This is a genomic window from Shouchella phoenicis, assembly GCF_047238345.1.
Classification (GTDB): Bacteria; Bacillota; Bacilli; order Bacillales; family Bacillaceae_D; genus Shouchella.
Map to the genome: position 1 here is coordinate 3,666,345 of NZ_JBDFMQ010000001.1, position 18,999 is coordinate 3,685,343.

General features: G+C 40.4%; 19 protein-coding genes. 3 read left to right on the forward strand and 16 right to left on the reverse strand.

Annotated features, from left to right (window positions below):
- Window positions 1-9: 9 nt before the first annotated feature.
- Complete coding sequence (locus ABC361_RS19510; protein ID WP_413075493.1) at window positions 10-663, reverse strand: ATP-binding cassette domain-containing protein; 654 nt, start codon at window positions 661-663, stop codon at window positions 10-12.
- A 67-nt stretch (window positions 664-730) separates the two neighbouring features.
- Between ABC361_RS19510 and ABC361_RS19515 the strand changes: the two genes are divergently transcribed.
- Window positions 731-1,366 carry an NUDIX hydrolase gene (locus tag ABC361_RS19515; RefSeq protein ID WP_413075494.1) on the forward strand — a complete coding sequence of 212 codons (636 nt, stop codon included), beginning with the start codon at window positions 731-733 and terminating at the stop codon, window positions 1,364-1,366.
- 34 nt (window positions 1,367-1,400) lie between these two features.
- Here ABC361_RS19515 and ABC361_RS19520 read toward each other — a convergent pair whose 3' ends face one another.
- From ABC361_RS19520 to brnQ, 4 genes are all read right to left on the reverse strand, one after another.
- Complete coding sequence (locus ABC361_RS19520; RefSeq protein WP_413075495.1) at window positions 1,401-1,943, reverse strand: GNAT family N-acetyltransferase; 543 nt, start codon at window positions 1,941-1,943, stop codon at window positions 1,401-1,403.
- A 103-nt stretch (window positions 1,944-2,046) separates the two neighbouring features.
- Window positions 2,047-2,979 (reverse strand): nucleoside hydrolase, encoded by a 933-nt coding sequence (locus tag ABC361_RS19525; RefSeq protein ID WP_413075813.1) that lies wholly within the window; start codon window positions 2,977-2,979, stop codon window positions 2,047-2,049.
- Between the two features lie 35 nt (window positions 2,980-3,014).
- Window positions 3,015-3,350, reverse strand: a complete 336-nt coding sequence (locus ABC361_RS19530) for a CHY zinc finger protein (protein ID WP_413075496.1) — start codon at window positions 3,348-3,350, stop codon at window positions 3,015-3,017.
- Complete coding sequence (brnQ, locus tag ABC361_RS19535; protein WP_413075497.1) at window positions 3,347-4,684, reverse strand: branched-chain amino acid transport system II carrier protein; 1,338 nt, start codon at window positions 4,682-4,684, stop codon at window positions 3,347-3,349. The genes ABC361_RS19530 and brnQ overlap by 4 nt, the downstream gene beginning before the upstream one ends.
- Before the next feature lie 183 nt (window positions 4,685-4,867).
- Here brnQ and ABC361_RS19540 point away from each other — a divergent pair, with 183 nt between their 5' ends.
- Complete coding sequence (locus ABC361_RS19540) at window positions 4,868-5,140, forward strand: 4a-hydroxytetrahydrobiopterin dehydratase (RefSeq protein ID WP_413075498.1); 273 nt, start codon at window positions 4,868-4,870, stop codon at window positions 5,138-5,140.
- Between the two features lie 54 nt (window positions 5,141-5,194).
- On the opposite strand, the gene ABC361_RS19545 is transcribed toward ABC361_RS19540, so the two are convergent.
- The 6 genes from ABC361_RS19545 to ABC361_RS19570 all read right to left on the reverse strand — a co-directional run bounded on the left by ABC361_RS19545 (window position 5,195) and on the right by ABC361_RS19570 (window position 10,346).
- On the reverse strand, window positions 5,195-5,584 hold the full coding sequence (locus ABC361_RS19545; RefSeq protein ID WP_413075499.1) for a hypothetical protein: 390 nt from the start codon (window positions 5,582-5,584) through the stop codon (window positions 5,195-5,197).
- 71 nt (window positions 5,585-5,655) lie between these two features.
- Window positions 5,656-6,045, reverse strand: a complete 390-nt coding sequence (locus tag ABC361_RS19550) for a hypothetical protein (protein WP_413075500.1) — start codon at window positions 6,043-6,045, stop codon at window positions 5,656-5,658.
- A gap of 16 nt (window positions 6,046-6,061) precedes the next feature.
- Window positions 6,062-7,453, reverse strand: coding sequence for a sensor histidine kinase (locus ABC361_RS19555; RefSeq protein WP_413075501.1), 1,392 nt, complete (start codon window positions 7,451-7,453; stop codon window positions 6,062-6,064).
- Window positions 7,450-8,133, reverse strand: a complete 684-nt coding sequence (locus tag ABC361_RS19560; protein ID WP_413075502.1) for a response regulator transcription factor — start codon at window positions 8,131-8,133, stop codon at window positions 7,450-7,452. The genes ABC361_RS19555 and ABC361_RS19560 overlap by 4 nt, the downstream gene beginning before the upstream one ends.
- The gene (locus ABC361_RS19565) at window positions 8,130-9,101 is read right to left on the reverse strand and encodes a YncE family protein (protein WP_413075503.1); all 972 of its coding nucleotides are present in this window, start codon (window positions 9,099-9,101) and stop codon (window positions 8,130-8,132) included. The genes ABC361_RS19560 and ABC361_RS19565 overlap by 4 nt, the downstream gene beginning before the upstream one ends.
- An 81-nt stretch (window positions 9,102-9,182) precedes the next feature.
- Window positions 9,183-10,346: an MFS transporter gene (locus ABC361_RS19570; protein ID WP_413075504.1), complete on the reverse strand. Its 1,164-nt coding sequence runs from the start codon at window positions 10,344-10,346 to the stop codon at window positions 9,183-9,185.
- A 289-nt stretch (window positions 10,347-10,635) separates the two neighbouring features.
- Between ABC361_RS19570 and ABC361_RS19575 the strand changes: the two genes are divergently transcribed.
- Window positions 10,636-12,063, forward strand: a complete 1,428-nt coding sequence (locus ABC361_RS19575; protein WP_413075505.1) for an aldehyde dehydrogenase family protein — start codon at window positions 10,636-10,638, stop codon at window positions 12,061-12,063.
- A 43-nt stretch (window positions 12,064-12,106) separates the two neighbouring features.
- Here ABC361_RS19575 and ABC361_RS19580 read toward each other — a convergent pair whose 3' ends face one another.
- From ABC361_RS19580 to ABC361_RS19600, 5 genes are all read right to left on the reverse strand, one after another.
- A complete protein-coding gene (locus ABC361_RS19580) occupies window positions 12,107-12,655 on the reverse strand; it encodes a glycerol-3-phosphate responsive antiterminator (RefSeq protein ID WP_413075506.1) in 549 nt (182 codons plus the stop codon).
- On the reverse strand, window positions 12,655-14,307 hold the full coding sequence (locus ABC361_RS19585; RefSeq protein WP_413075507.1) for a glycerol-3-phosphate dehydrogenase/oxidase: 1,653 nt from the start codon (window positions 14,305-14,307) through the stop codon (window positions 12,655-12,657). The genes ABC361_RS19580 and ABC361_RS19585 overlap by 1 nt, the downstream gene beginning before the upstream one ends.
- 156 nt (window positions 14,308-14,463) lie before the next feature.
- Window positions 14,464-15,960, reverse strand: coding sequence for a glycerol kinase GlpK (gene glpK, locus ABC361_RS19590; protein ID WP_413075508.1), 1,497 nt, complete (start codon window positions 15,958-15,960; stop codon window positions 14,464-14,466).
- 23 nt (window positions 15,961-15,983) lie between these two features.
- Window positions 15,984-16,688: an MIP/aquaporin family protein gene (locus ABC361_RS19595; RefSeq protein ID WP_099304701.1), complete on the reverse strand. Its 705-nt coding sequence runs from the start codon at window positions 16,686-16,688 to the stop codon at window positions 15,984-15,986.
- 638 nt (window positions 16,689-17,326) lie between these two features.
- The gene (locus ABC361_RS19600) at window positions 17,327-18,991 is read right to left on the reverse strand and encodes an SLC13 family permease (protein WP_413075509.1); all 1,665 of its coding nucleotides are present in this window, start codon (window positions 18,989-18,991) and stop codon (window positions 17,327-17,329) included.
- Between the last annotated feature and the right edge of the window lie 8 nt (window positions 18,992-18,999).

Below are 18,999 nucleotides of genomic sequence, written 5' to 3' on the forward strand. Positions count from 1 at the left end.
ATCCTCCAATTACCCTTCATGTAACTGTCCATCTTTCAGGTGTAATACACCGTGTGCCAACTTTGCCTGTGCCCAATCTTCTGTTGTATAGAGAAATGTTAGTTGACGTCCCCACGCATAATGAATAAGTTTTTGTAATCCTTCAATATTTCCAGGTATTTCCATCATTAGAATTGATGGTTTCACGAGCAACGCCCGTATGATTCGCACCGTTTCTTGTTCAGCGCTTGTTAAGTTCTGGACTTTTTCTTTAAGCATGTTTTCAACATTAAAAGAGTGAAAGAGTGGCATTAGCTCTTCTTGAACACCCTTCTGTTTTTTTGAAATCAGATTGTTGATGTTTAGATTACGCTCAACAGAATACTCTTGTATTAATGGTACACGTGACGAAATTATCCCGATTTCGTTTCTCCGAACATAAGCAGCCTCTTCATCATTTAGGCTTGTCATCGTATGTTTTCCAATCGTGATCTCTCCAGATACCGGCTTTTTCATTCCTATTAAACAATCAATGAGCGCTTCTTGCTCTGCTTTTTTATTTCTCCCAAAAATACTTACGTTTTCACCATGTCGCACTGTGAACGTTAAATCTTGTAAGAGCTTCTCTTTTTTAAATCGATTACGTTGTCCTACTGTTAATTCGTTTACTTGTATGTGTTTCAACGGTTCCATCCTCCTTGCTCCACTCACTATGCTATACTTAATTGTGTAATTATCAGGAGGTATTGCTATGAATGAAGAGAGATTACATGTGTATAATAGTGCTCGAGAACCTATTAACATTACCGATCGTAAAACCGCTCACGAAAAAGGACTCTGGCACCAGACTTTTCACCTGTGGATCATTGATGTTTCAGAACAAGAACCACAACTATACTTACAGCTTCGTAGTCAGATAAAAAAGGATTTTCCGAATTTATTTGATATTACAGCAGCCGGTCATCTACTTGCTGAAGAAACGCCCCTTGATGGGTTGCGAGAAGTAGAGGAAGAGCTTGGACTATCTCTAACGGAAGAAGACATCTCTTTTATTGGCCAATTTTTAGATGTCATCCATACAGATACGTTTTTAGATCAAGAGTTTGCTTTATCCTACGTTTATTTTCAATCTCTTTCAGAAAAAGGGTTTCAGCTTCAAAAAGAAGAAGTAGCAGGAATTGTAAGTGTTCCCTTTCATCAATTTAAACAATTATGCTTTAACGAAACGTCATTCATGAATGCTACTGGCTTTTATGAAGATGGAGGGCAACGTTTTACGATAGAAAAAAAGCTCACGAGAGACGACCTCGTTCCCCACTCTCTATCCTATTTGCAACAAACTGCTATAGCATTAGAAAACCAAATGAACGAGCAATGTTCAAAATAGAAGAAGAGATCATGATCTCTTCTTCTTTACTATTCTATGAAACGCTCTCTCGCAAGCATCCCATAATTAACTGATCAAAATATGTGCCGTTTACGTATTCTGCTCTTCGTAGGCGTCCTTCAATCTTAAATCCACATCGCTCATAGACGCGAATTGCATGTTCATTTCCGCTCCATGTGTCTAATTGGACACGCTGCAAATTAAGATCCTGAAACAAGAATTGGACGAGTAGCTGTAAAGCTTCAGTACCGTATCCTTTACCTCGTTCCTCTGAATTTCCAACTGTAAGTCCAACGACTGCACTTCTAGCAATCGGGTTCACATCGCGGTAATCGCAGTTTCCGATATGCGTATTTGTTTCCGCTATATAGATTGCAAACACATTCTCTTGTTTCCGATCTCGAATGACTCGCTTATCGTAGAGCGCTTCTACCTCTTCAACTGTGACATGACTATATAATGCGGCATAGGAGCCTGCAGCTAGTCGGGCGGTTTCTTCCTGGTTTCGCCACTCAACTTGCCTAACAAAGTCATTCTTTGAAGCTGGTCTTAATTCAATCTTGTCTCCTCTGATCAATAAACATTCTCCTTTTTATTCTAGTTTTGTTCTGATTATACGCATGCAACATGTTCATAGTCATCACCCTTCCGTTTAATTATAAAAATATTATAACAATAACTTATTCATCTGCATAGCCGGTGAACATTGCTCGTTCGTATTCGTGCAATAATCGATCTGCATTCACTGTCCAGGCAATTTTGTGGCGCCCCTCCTCGCTCATTGTTCGCAAATCGATCATGGTCATCCCCTTTGCCTTTCCGTTTGTGATGACATCAACATCACGATACACGTAAGTAGATAGAGACGGTTGAACCATGACTAGTAGCGGAACAATGTCATGAATTGGCGGTCCAGGAAGGTGAGGCTGGTTTTCTTTATAATAAGCGGTGTAAACCGAGAGAAGCGCTTGGATCGTTTTGCCGAATTTGGGGTGACTTGCTAAGCGTTGCATAAGGGCAGGTGTAAACATCGCTTGGGATGTAATATTCAAAGGGGTAATAATCGTATTTAAATAGTTGAAAATAAATTTTGCGCTAACTGAATCGCCATATATATTTGCTTCAGCAATAGGAGTGCGGTTTCCAGGCATGAAAAACGCTCCACCCATTACAATGACATTCTTTATATATCGAAATTCGTTTTCAAATAAATTAAAAGCTTTTGCTAAAGCTGTCATTCTTCCTAATTCTATAATGGTTAAATTTTGCTTGTACGTTAAGAGAATCGACCGTATTGTATCAAACCCTACTCTATTTCCAGGGAAATGATTCGGCGGAATAATTGAGCCTAGTCCCGCTGAACCGTGTATTTCTGGATAAGCCTCTTCATCAAACTCTGAAAAAGAACGAAAAGCAGCAGGGATGACTGGTACATCCGTGATCCCTGCTACTTTCAATATATAGTCTGCGTTTATAATTGACTGTTCCTTTGTGACATTCCCATAGCTCGTGACAATACCCACTAACTCAATCTGTGGATGCATAATCGCAAGCATCATTGCCATGGCATCATCAATACCAGGATCACAAAATAATAAGACATAATGTTTCATCACTTGCGTCCCTCCTTCATACGATCTTTCTAATCCTATGAATCGGAATCGCTTGTAATACCTTCAAAATAAAGATGATGGTGTAATGTACAATTTGTATTAAATTGTGCCTGACATGAAGGACAACGACTCGCCTGCACATATTCATGAATGGTTATATGTCCGTGACAAGCACCACACAAAATAGCTCTTTGCGTAAATTCAGTTTGTTTCCATTGTTTTCTCTCGTGATCAACCGCTTCATCATGACATTTATAACAAGGATAGAAGTCACCACAACATGCAAATTTAATGGCAACAATATCAAATTGCGTTTGATAATGTACGCATCGCGTCTGTTGATCAACGACTTTTCCTTTTATTCTCGTCAAGCTCTCGGCTCACTTCCTTTAAAGATCGGCGTTAACAATAAACCAATAACAAAACCAATTAAAGCTGGTAATGCCCAAGCAAATCCAATGTCTGCAAAAGGCAATGGAACGGCACTTAAGAAACCAGGGAGCCCAGCAGCAACCAATCCTTCGTGTACTGAAACGATCGCCGTAAATAAAATTGTCACCTGATAAACAATTCGTCTTCTTTTAAATAACGGCTCAAGAAACGCAAGGATGATTAAGACAATGGCAATTGGATAAATAAACGATAATACTGGGACGGAAAATTCGATAATGGTACTCAAACCAAAGTTTGATACCCCTAAGCTAAATAATGTAAAGATTACTACTAACACTTTGTACGATAGACTCGGAAATAATTTATTAAAATAAATCGAGCAAGAAGAAATTAATCCTGTTGCCGTCGGAATACACGCGCCTAAAATAATTAAACCTAATAAGACATTTCCACCAAGTCCAAAATACTCAAACGAAACACTTGCTAAGATGCCAGCCCCACTGTCAGCGGATAGTTCTGACGCGCTTACAGCACCTAGATAACCAAGTCCAGCATAAACCGTTCCTAGACAGATTGCAGCAATCAAGCCTGCTTTCCATGCCGTCCGTTTAATCAAACGCTGGTCGGTGACACCTAGATCTTTAATCGCTTTTACAACAATGATTCCAAAGACAATGGCTGCAATAGTATCCATTGTCAGATAACCTTCCGTAATCCCCCGGAAAAATGGGAAATTCGCATACGAGCTATCAGCAGGTTCTAAATAGGTTCCTAACGGATTAAATAATACGGTTATGAGTAAAATCGCTATGACAACTAATAAAAATGGCGTAATTAATTTACCTATTCGATCAACAAACTTTCCTGGACTTAACGCAAGATAGAATACAATCGCAAAAAACACGATGGAAAATAAGAATAGCCAGATTCGATTTGACGCATCAAGTTGACTCATTTCTATGAATGGTAATACTGCGATCTCATAAGACACAGTCCCAGTCCTAGGTACGGCAAAGAATGGACCAATCGTTAAAAATGTCAATGCTGTAAAACCAATCGCAAAGTAAGGATGTACGCGACGTCCTAACCCTTCTGCATCGTCACTACCTACATAGGTAATCGCCATTACACCAAGGATAGGCAAACCTACACCTGAAATAAGAAAACCAATAATGGCTGGCCATGCATTTGTTCCTGCATCTTGACCAAGCTCTGGCGGGAAAATTAAATTACCAGCACCAAAGAAAAGTGAAAAGAGCATCAACCCAATATAAAGTGTTTGCTTGTTTGAAATTCCACCTAATTGGTTCATATGTCACCTCACTGTTTAAATTATCTGACTAATTATGTCATTTGAGAATTGTATCACATTTTGTCAAAAAATGTCCAACTAATTATTATGTGAAAATTTACTAAACGCTTTCATACGAGATAGGTTTGTTTGAACCTAAAAACAGGTATATGAAAAAGAACCTATTTTTTAGGAGGAGTCGCTTTGAGTCAAATAAAAAAAGAGGCTGAGAAGTTATCAGGCTGGACAGTAGAAAATGAAACGCTTACAAGAAGTTTCTCATTCAGTAATTTTTTAGAAGGTATTGATTTTGTTCAAAATCTAGCTGCGTATTCAGAAGGAGCACAACACCATCCTTTCATCACAATTGATCACACGACGATTACCGTTAAATGGACGACGGTTGATCAAGGCAAATTAACACAAAAAGACCTTGATGCTGCTAAAGCATGCAATCAATTTTATTCAAATGAATAAAACAATGGACTGCCCTTGTGTCATTATACTTTGAGGGCAGTCCATTTATTCTTCTTATTCTTCTTTAGAACTAGATAGAAACGCCAAAATCACAAATAACAAGAAACTAATAACAACGGTCATGCCGCCGCCAATATACAATCCAAGCTGTAACGCATTTGGAATATCAAACGGTTGATTTGAGTAAAGCCACATGCCAACGGTTAGAAGCAAAGCGCCAACAATGCCTGTCCATGCTTGCAAACCAGCTAATAGCCTTTGTTTTGGTTTATATACTTTATGAAATACGCTCCATGCAAATAATGTTAACCATCCTAGCACAAGGACGTGAGCATGAATGGCAGATAATGCATAAGAACCACCGCCAGCCATGTGCGCGCCCATCAGGACACCCCATAGACCAAATAAAGAAGAAACGATTAATAAGAGCTTCGAATAATTCATTCTACCTTGCCTCCTTTTCTCTGTCATTTAAATGTACAATGATTATATGAACGGAGTATGAATCAAGTACGCTATTCCTCTAGAAGAACAAGAGTCACCTGCTCACTAACCGTCTCTCCACCACTTGTAATCATTACCTCAATCACATATTCTCCCGCATCATCAAGCTGAATTGAACTACGAAATATACCATCCTGTACGTAGCGCGCTTCTTTCGTCCTAACAGTATCCGTCTGGTCGCTTTCAAATACTTCAAATCTAACTTGACCTACATCTTCCACATAAGCTTGTCCTTCTAACAATTGAACTTGCAATGGCACTTCCTCACCAACTTTTTGCTCTTCTTGCACTTGAATATGCACATCAAGATCATTTACAGCAGGAGGCATTTCAGACCGCTCATTTAGACAAGCTGAAAAAACGAAAAGCGTGGAGAACGTGAAAATGACCTTCCACCACATTGTCATCACCTTTTTCTTAATCGTATTCTTTTAAAACAATGATTGCTTCGGTTCCTTTGTCTTCCTCAGAATGTAGGTGGAAAATTCCTTCATGCTTTGCAATGATTTCTTGTACAATCGACAGCCCTAAACCTGTTCCTCCATCGATTCGACTACGACCTCTTTTCACTCTAAAGAAACGCTCTGTCACCCGTGGAATATCTTTTTCAGGGATGCCATAACCATAATCCTTTATCGCTACTTCCGCTTTTCCATCTGCGGATTGCAATGTAACATGAATCGGGTTACCAGGATCACTATAGGCCACTGCGTTGGTTAGCAAGTTAATAAGCACTTGTTTCATCCGATCACGATCGGCGACAATAATACTTTCTTCATTCAAATCTAGCTCGATCGCCATTTGTTTTTGATTCGCGATTACCTGAACGGTCTCACTTGCTTCACGAATTAATTCTGCATAGACAACCGGCTGCTTATCAAATGAATCTTTATCTCCCTCAAGTTGAGCGAGGTCCAACAAATCGTTTACGAGTCGATTTAGCCGCTGGGCTTCTTGAGTAAGAATGATCATTCCCTTTTTCGTTTCAATAACCTCTTCTTCAATTCCTTCCATATACCCAATCATATAGCTAAGGGGAGTTCGGAGTTCATGTGCGACATTCGCGAGGAAAATACGGCGATTTGATTCTACTTGCTCTAATGAATCTGCCAATTGATTAATCGAATCCGCCAATTGCATGAATTCATCTTCAGAGCGCTTTAAGGTAATTCGTTCCGAAAAATCACCCGACTCCATCTTTTCTGCCACTAGCTTCATTTTCAACAACGGACCAACGAGCTGTTTCGTTAATCGACTGCCCATGAATAAAATAACCCCACCAACTAACGCAACAATTAAGATCACCCACCACAAGACATTCGAAAACAATTCATAGAGATCCGTTAATGGTTGAGAAATAAAGACAATTCCTTCAAGGCGATTCCCTTCTCCTGTAAAAGGGATCGCCACGCCAATCATTTCTTGCTGAAAACGTGGATGATCTCTTCTGACGTAAACAGACTCCCCTTGCAAAAGGATTTGTCGCTCTTCAAACGAAATCATTTCTTCACTGTATTCATCTTCAAACGGAGCGCCACCAGCAAGCTCCATCGGGTCTTCAGTGACAACATAGACTGCATCTGACGTTTGCTGTGACCACTCTAAAAACGAATAAAATTCGTCTGATAACCCTTCTTGATCATATAATGCTGCCAATGCTTGTCCTTCTCGTTCAAACTGTTCAATTTGTTGGTCTACATAAAGCCGCTCATACAAAAAAAAGATCAACATGCTCGATAAGAGAATAACAGCTAATACTGTTACTCCTATCCCCATCCAGACCTTCTTTTTAATCGATAGCGCGTTCATTCTTTTTCTCCAAACTTATAACCAACACCCCACACAGTTTGGATTTTTTTCCCTGCTTCAGCAAGTTTTAAACGTAATGTTTTTACGTGTGTATCAACCGTCCGTAAAGAACTGTTGCTTAAGTCACTCCATATTTGTGTAAACAATTGTTCCCTTGTAAAAGAACGATTTTTATTTTCTGCCAAATGCAGAAGTAAATCAAATTCCCTTCTCGTTAACGAAATCTCTGCATCATCTACAAAGACTTCGCGGCCACCACGATGAATATGGAGATTTCCAAAAGAAAGATAATCAACGCTCTCCTCTTTTGGATACGCACGTCGCAACATTGCTTCTACCCGAGCCATTAGTTCTCGCGGGCTAAACGGCTTAACCATATAGTCGTCTGCCCCTATTTTTAATGCTTTAATTTTATCTTCTTCATGGCTGCGAGCAGTAAGCATAATAACAGGTAGTGCATACGTTTCTTGAATGATTTTGCACACGTCAAATCCATCCATGCCTTCCATCATCACATCAAGAATGACGAGATTAACCGTGTCTCTTTCCAATATATGCAACGCTTCTTGTCCACTTTGCGCCTCCAACGTCTTATAGCGTTCATTTTGTAAATAGGTGACAACAAGCTTAACTAAATCTGGTTCGTCGTCAACCACTAAGATCGTTCTCGATTGATTCATTTCATCTCTCCTGACACGATAACATGAGGGCCTGCGCCTACATCAATTTCTGCAATTCTTTCAAGAGAATCGCTTGAGAAGACAGATAGAGAATGACTATCAAAATTACTGACAATCACGTAATCTTCGTCTACGTGAAGATAATTAGGATTGTGTCCTACTTCAACTTCTTTCAGGATTTCTTGAGACGACGTATCAATCTTATATAGATGATCGTTGCCATGGGATATGACAAACATGCTATCTTCCAACTGATTTCCGCCAAGAGCAATAGGCATTAAGCCGATTGGGATTCTCTCTTCTTCTTGTTCAGTAGCTAGAGAATAGCTCACAACAGATTGATTTAACTCGCCAGTCGGTCCATGCCCGCCGACCCAAAGCAACTCTCCATCAAAGAACATTCCTGATGCTCTTTCAACAACAGAAATCGTATGCTCGATCTCTAATGAAACAAGGGAAATAACGTCTACGCTTGCTTCGTCTGCATTCAATACAAATAAACGATCGTTGTCTACATACAAATCATTTGCCCCGTTCTTTATTGTGACCGTTTCCATGACTTCCCCTTCTAGCGAGATCCACGCAAGTTTGTTTGTGTTCTCATACGAGACAATAAGGTTTGTCCCATGAGCGTCATAAACGATGTCCGAAACCATATCATCAAACTCGGTTAGAGGCGTCACATCTCCAGTATGAAGGTCAAAATGCGATAACGTGCGTGTTTGATCAGATAGAATGATAAATTCAGTTTCATTAATTTTTATAATTTGCTCCCAAACAGTCGGCAATGACGCAAGGGAGGTGACTGTCATACTGTTTTCATCAATAAAACCAATTGAAGCTTCTTTTAAATGAGAAACAAGGAAATAAGCACCTTGTTCACTAGGCGTCTGAACGTGTTCTTGTGCACATGAAGAAAGAAAAGTAAGGAAGAATGTTGCAACGATGGCATATAACGAACGTTTCATCTTTTCTCCCTCCTTTTTTCGATCAGTATAGCACGTAAATGTGAAATCCATACGAAGTCAATCTGCTTTCTTCAAAGATGATTAACCTAGCTTCCCTTTTACTTTTTGCGCATTCGCTTTCTTTCCTAAAAGGTACTGGACTGTGCCCATGATTAAGATAACGAAGAGGAGCACATATAAAGCAGGTTTAAAGGTACCAAATAAATCATAAAGAGTGCCAACCGCCAATGGCCCGAGAGCCGCAAAAACATAGCCTCCCCCTTGGTTCAATGCAGATAAAGCACTCGCTTTGTCGGCACTATCAGTTTCGATAATGGGAATCATTAAGGCTAAAGGAAACAGTCCACCTGCACCAAGCCCGATCAGACCTAACGCAAGCAAGGGGTGAAAGCCAATTAATAGAAAAACAACTCCTACTAATTCTAAAAGACTACATCCAATTAGCGCAGTCGTCATGTAGCCATATTTAGAGACAATACTCGGTAAAACGAGGGAAACAGGGATTTGAATCAATTGAAATAAAGTGACTCCTGCGGCCGCCATTGCTGTGGAATAACCAAAGCTCATAACAATCGGTGCTGCCCAAGCGGTAATCGTGTAGAAAACCGTTGCCATCAAACCAAAAAATAACGTAATAAGTAATGCCCGCTTGTTTTTGAACGGAAGAGCCGCATCTGTTGTTTTTAATGCGGTTGGTCGTTTGCGAATTAAACCAATCCAAAAAAATAGCGCTAGTAACCCGAGGGTACCCCAAACAGCCAAAGCAAGCTGCCAATTTCCATTAAATCCATCATAAACAGGGACAGCGAATCCAGTTGCAATGCCTGCGCCGATTACTAAAGAAACGGAATAAACACTGACAAAGCCCGGCTTTGTGGGGAAATGTTGTTTAATGAAGCCTGAGAGTAGTGGTCCTGCAAGCCCTATCCCTATTCCCGCAAGAAATGCCGTTATGACGAGTAAGAGTACGGATCCAACAACCCCTCTCATCAATGTTGCTAATGTAATGAAAATCAACGAAACGAAAATCGCTCTTTCTAAACCAATTTTTTTACTAATGATTGCTGCAAAAGGCGCAAATACGCCCATACATAAAACAGGTAATGTTGTTAGCAAGCTTGCTGTTGCCCCACTCATTCCTAATTCAGCCTGAATCGATTCTAACAGTGGGGAAATCGATGTAATGGCTGGTCGTAAATTTAAAGCTGCTAACGTTAACGCAAATAAGTAATAGAACGTTCGCATAACCTCTCTCCTACCCATTTTTCTTTTTATCTTTATTTGCAAAGAATACGTAAAAAAATAGCCATCCGTCAAGTTCGTTTAGCTTTTCTACTTCATTTACCTTATGCCATCGTTCAATATCGAACCCAAAAATAATTCTAACTTTTTAAACATTTAAGTTTCACTTTTTTTAAACGTCCGTTACAATAGTGTTAGGTTTAAATGTTTTAATGATTTTTTATTAGGGTAGACCATCAGTAGCGCTTTATTTTCCAAATCTCAGTAGCTTATATTAAAAGGAGCGATTGTTATGCGTAATCAAACTCAACATTTTATTAATGGAGAATGGGTCGATTCAACAGGTTCCGAAACCATTGAAGTCATTAACCCAGCAACAGAAGACGTAATTGGCAAAATTAGTGCAGGTACAAAAGAGGACGTTGACAAAGCAGTCTCCGCTGCACGAAAAGCATTTCCGGAGTTTTCGAAATCAACGAAAGAAGATCGAATCAAATGGCTCAATGCCATTGCTGATGGCTACAAGAAACGAAGCAAAGAACTTATAGATGTGATGACAGAAGAGTTAGGCGCTCCTTTATCGATCTCAGAAAACGTACATTTCAAAATGGGTTTAGCTCACTTTAAACAAGCGGCTAGAGCATTAGATTCCTTCTCTTTTTCAGAAGAGAAAGATGGACATACACTTGTTAAAGAAAGTATTGGTGTAAGCGGTTTAATTACACCTTGGAACTTTCCTACTAATCAAACGTCAACAAAGATAGCTGGTGCCATTGCAGCAGGTAGTCCAGTAGTTTTAAAGCCAGCAGAAAAAACACCTTATGCTGCTATGATGCTTGCTGAAATCATTCATGAAGCTGGTGTGCCAAAAGGGGCATTTAACTTAGTTAACGGAACAGGTGACGAAGTAGGGGACGCAATTAGCTCTCATCCAGACATTGATTTTGTTTCCTTCACTGGTTCTGGCGGTGTAGGAGAGAAAATCATGCAAAACGCAGCGAAAACGATTAAAAAAGTTGCGCTTGAGCTTGGTGGCAAATCACCACTCGTGATTCTTGAAGATGCAAACATGAAGAAAGCGGCTAAAACAGCAGCCTCGAATATGTTCTTTAATTCTGGTCAAGTTTGTACGGCAGCGACGCGTATCCTTGTACCAAAAACGAAAAAAGACGAATTTGAGGAAGCAATGAAAGAAGCCGTTTCGTCCTACTCTATGGGAAATCCACGAGAAGAAGGCCATACTGCTGGCCCACTTGTCTCCTCAGGACAATGGGACACGGTTCAGTCCTACATTCAAAAAGGTATTGACGAAGGCGCAACTGTTTTAGTTGGTGGAACAGGCAAGCCAGACGGTCTTGATAAAGGGTATTTTGCAAAACCAACTGTATTCACAGATGTGACCAACGATATGATCATTGCCCAAGAAGAAATATTCGGGCCTGTCATTTCACTCATTTATTACGATGATCTCGATCACGCAATCGAGATTGCGAACGATACCATTTATGGTTTAGCTGGTTACGTATTTGGTCAAGATCCAGAGAAACTTCGTTATGTTGCCTCGAATATTCGTGCAGGTCAAATTACGGTCAACAATGCGAAAACCGATTTCAATGCACCATTTGGTGGCTATAAACAGTCTGGTATAGGTCGAGAGTGGGGCGAATTTGGGATTGAAGAATATTTAGAAGTAAAAGCTGTTCTCGGTATGCCTTCATAAACCGAAAGAAAAAGCAGGTGTTTCACATGAAACACCTGCTTTTTTAATGCTGCCATAAATCCGTTCTTGAGGTTGTAACTGCTTGTGCACCTGCGTCCAGTGCAGTTTGGATGTCTTCAACTGTCGTTATTAATCCTCCTGCAATTACCTCAATTCCCGTCTCTTCTCGAACTTTTTTTATATAATCCGGTATGACTCCTGGAAGTACTTCTAGAATATTGGGCTTTACTTCTTCCACCTGTTGATAACTTGTTTTTAATGCCATCGTATCAAGCAGAAAAATCCGTTGAATCGCTAAAATATTGTTTTTCTTCGCTGTCTTTAACATATTCGCCCTTGTTGAAATGACACCTGCTGGACGAATGGTCTGACAAATAAATTCAGCAGCGTAACGGTCGCTCTTTAATCCTTGAACAAGGTCAGCATGTAACAGCATTTTTTTGCCTGCTTCCTTTGAGAGCTTTTTCATTTTAGCTAAAAGAGAGAGGTGAACATCGAGCACAACAAAATAATGACCTTCTGCTTCTTTCATGACGCGCTCAAAATCCTTCATATTATTTACTGCTGGCAAAATGCGCTGACCATTAAACATTAATTTAAGCTCCTCAACGTTACTAGGTTTAATTGTTGTTCTAATTCCTCGTTGTAGCGAGTTGTTTCTTCTTCAGACCATTGTAGCAGATCAGCCATCGCGGTCATAATTTGATCTTTATACGCTTTTACTTGATCAATATCAAATAAAAGATACGAGACACGTCGCATAAAGAAATCGACAGGTGTTGCAGTCATTTCGTGCTCTATGCCGTAACGGAGCATGGCATATAAAGATCCAGGTAGACCATACCCATTCTCATCTTTTATATACCCATGAACTGCAGAGGCATTTGAACCGTAACGTTCTGCTATTTCTTTTGCATCTTCATGATTTAACCCTTTATTTTTTCCATCTGCAATCGCTTTTTCTTTGAACGCTTCGTATTTTGCTGATCCACCGACATCTCCGCCAGACAAAGCAAGCTCTTTAGTCTTACAGCTTGGATAGCTTTTTCCAGTTTCTTTTGCAATTTCATCAGCTGCAATGGATACGATGGTATCTGCCATTTTGCGGTAACCTGTTAACTTACCACCAGCTATCGTCATTAGCCCACTTTTCGAATGAAAAATTTCATCTTTTCTTGAAATCTCCGATGGATCTTTTCCATCTTCGTGGATAAGTGGACGAATTCCTGACCAGCTTGATTCTACATCTGTTTTCGTTAAATGATAGCCAGGGAATAAGTGATTTGTTGCTTTTAGAATATAGTTCACATCGTCAATCGTGACACCAGGTTCTGTTACATCAGCTTTGAAGTTCGTATCTGTCGTTCCGATATAAACTTTCTTACCACGAGGAATCGCAAACATCATGCGTCCATCATTAAATGGCGTATCAAAATAAATCGCACGCGTGAGGGGCAGTCGCTCTTTAGAGACTACTAAGTGGACACCTTTTGTATGGTGAATGGACTTTCCTTCTCTAGAACGATCCTGTTCACGTAAGGTATCGACCCATGGGCCCGTAGCGTTAATAATTTTTTTGGCATAAATCTTTAAGCTCTCACCCGTTAAGCGATCAGTAGCCTGCACACCAATTAATTTTCCGTCTTCATAAAGAAACGAATTCGCTTGAACATAATTGATAAGCTTTGCTCCGCGTTCGGCTGCACTCTTCGCTACTTCCATCGTTAAGCGCGCATCGTCTGTACGATATTCCACATACATACCTGCACCTTTTAACCCTTCACTAGCCAGTATTCCTTCCTTTTTTAAAGCTTCTTTCGCATTCATCATGTTCCGTCGCTCGTCTTTTTTCACTCCAGCTAAACGATCATAGACAGATAAGCCAACCGATGTTGTAAAGGAGTTAAATGTTCCACCTTTATAAAAAGGCAGCATCATTCTTACCGGCTCCGTTACGTGAGGCGCATTTTCATAAACGATTGCTCGCTCTTTCCCCACTTCTGCAACGAGCTTAATTTCAAATTGTTTTAAATAACGTAAGCCACCATGGATGAGTTTTGTAGAACGACTTGAGGTCCCAGCAGCAAAATCTTGCATATCTATTAAACCTGTCGTTAACCCTCTTGTTTGCGCATCAAGCGCAATTCCTGATCCCGTAATTCCTCCACCAATGACTAAAAGATCCAACTGTTTTTCTTGCATCCCTTTAAGCGTTTGTTTACGAGCAAATGTTGAAAAATCCATCTATATCCCTCCTAAGGAAATAAAAAAAGAGGGGACTACAACATTCTCAAGCAGGCGCTAAACCTACTTAAGTGCTGTAATCCCCTCATCGTCTCAAAGATTCATTTATTAACTTGTTACGTACAGTGTACGACTTTTTCTTCTATTCGTAAAGCATTAAGGTTTGAATGTCATTGTAGCATCAACTGCTTTTTTCCAGCCACTATACAATTCATTTCGTTCTTTCTCTGCCATATCAGGGTTGAAAGAGCGGTCCATGTTCCACTGCTTTGCAATATCTTCCTTACTTTCCCAAACTCCCACAGCTAACCCTGCAAGATAGGCAGCACCTAATGCAGTCGTTTCTGTGATTGATGGAACCTCAACCGGTGCATCAAGTAAATCACTTTGGAACTGCATTAAGAAGTCATTCGCAACAACACCGCCATCAACTCGAAGTTTCTTTGACTCAATGCCTGAATCACTTTCCATAGCAGTCATGACGTCTTTCGTTTGATAGGCGAGTGATTCCAGTGTTGCACGAACAATGTGCGAACGCTCTGTTCCACGAGTTAACCCAAACATGGCGCCACGTGCTTCGCTATCCCAATACGGTGTACCAAGCCCAACAAAAGCTGGTACGACATACACACCATCTGAAGATGTAATGCGAGTTGCTAACTTCTCACTTTCAGGAGAACTCTCAATTAATTGGACGCCATCACGAAGCCATTGAATTGCTGACCCTGCAACAAAAATACTTCCTTCCAGAGCGTACTCAACTTTTCCATCAATTCCCCAAGCAAGAGTCGTTAATAAACCGTTTTTGGATTCGACTGCTTTTTCACCTGTATTCATTAAAATAAAGCAACCCGTTCCGTACGTATTCTTCACCATTCCTTCTTCAAAGCAAGCTTGCCCAAACAACGCCGCATGCTGGTCTCCAGCTACACCTGCAATTGGTACATTCTCTCCGAAGAAGTGATAATCAATTGTTTCCGCATAGATTTCGGAAGAAGAGCGAACTTCTGGTAACATTGCTTTTGGCACACCTAGAATCTCTAATAATTCGTCATCCCATTTTAATTCGTGAATGTTGTACATGAGCGTACGGGCCGCGTTTGTATAGTCGGTTACGTGTGCTTTCCCACCGCTTAATTTCCAAATTAACCAAGTATCAATTGTACCAAAAAGCAGTTCTCCATTTTCTGCACGCTCTTTGACACCATCAACATTGTCAAAAATCCATTTCACTTTTGTGCCTGAAAAATACGGGTCAAGTAACAGCCCGGTTTTCTTTCTAAACGTATCGTTATAACCTGCCTCGCGTAAATCTTTGCAAATATCGGCCGTTTGACGAGATTGCCACACTAATGCGTTATAGACTGGTTTCCCCGTTTTCTTATCCCACACGACTGTTGTTTCTCGCTGGTTTGTAATACCAATTCCTGAAATATCTCCTGGACTAATATCTGATTCTGAGAAGACTTCGGCAATAACAGCTAACACCGATGTCCAAATTTCATTTGCGTTATGCTCAACCCAGCCTGGCTTAGGGAAATACTGTTTAAATTCACGCTGAGCTGTGTGCAAGATGGCTCCCTTCTCATCAAACAGGATTGCCCTCGAGCTTGTTGTTCCTTGATCAATTGCTAAAATATACTTTTTCTTCATGACAGATTCCTCCTCGTCTCATTTTAAAATATCATTGTAAAGAAGATAGCACCAATGACACCACCTGCAATTGGACCTAAAATTGGAATCCATGCATATCCCCAGTCAGAAGGACCTTTTTTATCGATTGGTAGAATCGCATGAGCAATTCGTGGACCGAGGTCACGCGCAGGATTAATTGCATACCCAGTTGGACCACCGAGAGAAAGACCAATTGCAATGATGAGTACCCCAACAACAAGAGGATTTAACCCTTCACTAAACTGATTTGCACCGATAGCGAGTAAACCAAAAACAAGAACTGCCGTACCAATTAGTTCAGCACCAAAATTTGATGGTGTGTGCTTAATCGCAGGAGAAGTTGCGAAGACGCTAAATTTAGCATCTGGGTCGTCTGTTTTCTTCCAATGCGGATAGTAATGAAGAAAGATAATAACCGCACCTGTTATCGCACCTAGAATTTGACCAATGATATAACCAGGGACCTGACTCCAAGGAAATTCACCTACTGCTGCAAAACCTATCGTTACTGCTGGATTTAAATGGGCATCACTTACTGTTCCAGACACATATACACCTAAAGCAACGGCAAAGCCCCAACCTACGGCAATCGCCATCCAGCCTGCACCTTCTGCTTTCGAATCTTTTAAGTTAACGGCTGCAATGACACCAGCACCAAATATAATGAGAATCATCGTTCCTACAAACTCTGCAATAATTTCTGCCATTATTGTTCCCCCTCTACTTTCTTGAGAAGCTTATGTACAAAAAAGAGCACCTTTTTTCACAGGTCGCCCTAAGGCTCCGTAAAAAAAGCTGCTCTCATAAACTCATCAGCTACTCTATTAACATGATGCTATTATAGTACGAGAAACATCTTTTGTAAACGGATTCAATTTTCTAATTCCCAATTTAATCTTACTGTAAACAAAAAATTTTCACTCTATGATTTATTCATCAAAAAAGGTAGTGACAAAAAAGCTAGTCAAGTCCACATCTCTGTGTAAAATCAGAATACACTGCTTTTATAACTTAATTAGGTCTGTCTAAAGACTGTCATCCTTTATCAAAAATGGGAAGGTCCATTCAAATGATAGTCATCACTTATCGCGCGGATGGACGCTTTCACCACAGGCACAAGCGCGACATCCGTTTGCGCTACGTTATTACTTGCGCTCACGGTGTCTTCTTTGCCGCGGGCAACGCCTCAGCCTCTTTCGCAAGAAGCGCGCTACAGCTGTCCCGCAGGAGTCTCGGATTCTTCTAACACCATGACAGATAACGAAGAAAAGACGATTAATCCACTGAATTAGTCGTCTCTTCAACATGTTTCTATTCTTTTGTCCCAATTTCTTTTCTTTAACGTTTAATCAAGGAGTGACGTTGGGAATGTCGAAAGATCAATACCCATTGTAAGTGGGACTAAGAAGTATACCGCTAACACAATGAGAATGGTTGCAAATACGTTGAGCCAAAAGCCTGCTTTAACCATTTCAATGATCTTTAGCTTACCTGTACCGAAAATAATGGCGTTCGGTGGTGTCCCTACTGGTAACATAAAGGCACAGTTGGCCGCCATTGCACAAGGAATCATAAGCGCAAATGGGTGAATATCAATGGCTACAGCAAGTGCACCTACAACAGGTAAAATCATTGTTGCTGTTGCCGTATTGGATGTAATTTCCGTTAACATCATAATTAGGAGCGTTGCTCCACCAATAATAAGAAGCATATGCAAACCATCTAAGATTGTCAGCTGATCCCCAATCCATGTTGAAAGTCCGCTTGATTGGAATCCTGCTGCAATTGCAAGACCGCCACCGAATAGAAGTAGAACGCCCCACGGAATTTCTTTTGAATCAGACCAATCAAGGATTCTCGTAGCAGCTTTTGCCGGAATTAAGAATAAGAGCATCGTCGCAATGATGGCAATCATTCCGTCTGAAATTCCAGGTAGCTGTACAATGAGCGGATCATCTCCAGCCCAGAAGAACTCTCTCGTAATCCACATAAATGCGGCAAATAAGAAAACCGCACCGACGACTTTTTCCTCAAACGATGTTTTCCCAAGCTTTTGTCGTTCACTTGCAATTAACTCTTTTCCACCAGGTAACGTTTTAATACTTGTTTTAAAATTAATTCTTCCTAAGTAGAACCATGTAAAGAATAATAGAATAAGAACAACGGGAACAGCGAACAACATCCACGTTCCAAATCCAATTGTTATGCCAAAGATTGTATCGAGCTGTGCGACAAGAATAATATTTGGTGGTGTTCCAATTAATGTACCTAGACCACCAATTGTTCCTGCATAGCCGACACCAAATAATAGTGATTTCTCGAATTTCGGTAAGTCACGCTTGTGTTCCTCATCCTTTAATGCAGCCGCTACTTGAGCGGTTATCGCTAATGCCATAGGAATCATCATCATAACAGCCGCTGTGTTTGACACCCACATTGAAAGGAACCCTGTTGCAAGCATAAACCCTAGCAGAATTCTTTGTGTACTCGTTCCAATAACGGAGATAATAAAAAGGGCAATTCGTTTATGAAGATCCCATTTCTCCATGGCCGTTGCGATAAAGAATCCACCTAAAAATAAGAAGATGATGTCATTTCCGTAAGACGATGCAACATCGGAACCTTCCATTGCTCCTGTAATGGGTAGCAAAATTAACGGCATTAGCGATGTCGCTGGAATTGGAATTGCTTCTGTCATCCACCAAGTCGCTATCCATAATGTGACGGCTAAGACTCTCTGACCGTCTGCCGAAAGCCCCGCAGGTTCAAAAAATAAGATTGTTAAAAGAAATAATAATGGGCCAAGAATTAACCCAACAAGCTGTGCTCGTGAATAGGGTTTCTTTTGCTGATCTCCATTAGGAATTGGTTGTTTCGTTTGCTTCTTTTCTTTATGTTGAGCTGCTTCTTTTTTCAATGCAGCTGAACCTTTATTTGCATATGAGAAGATATTCAAGAGATCTTTTGTTCGTTCGGATTGTTGCCATAATCTGTCCCAGACGAGCTTCATCGTCATTC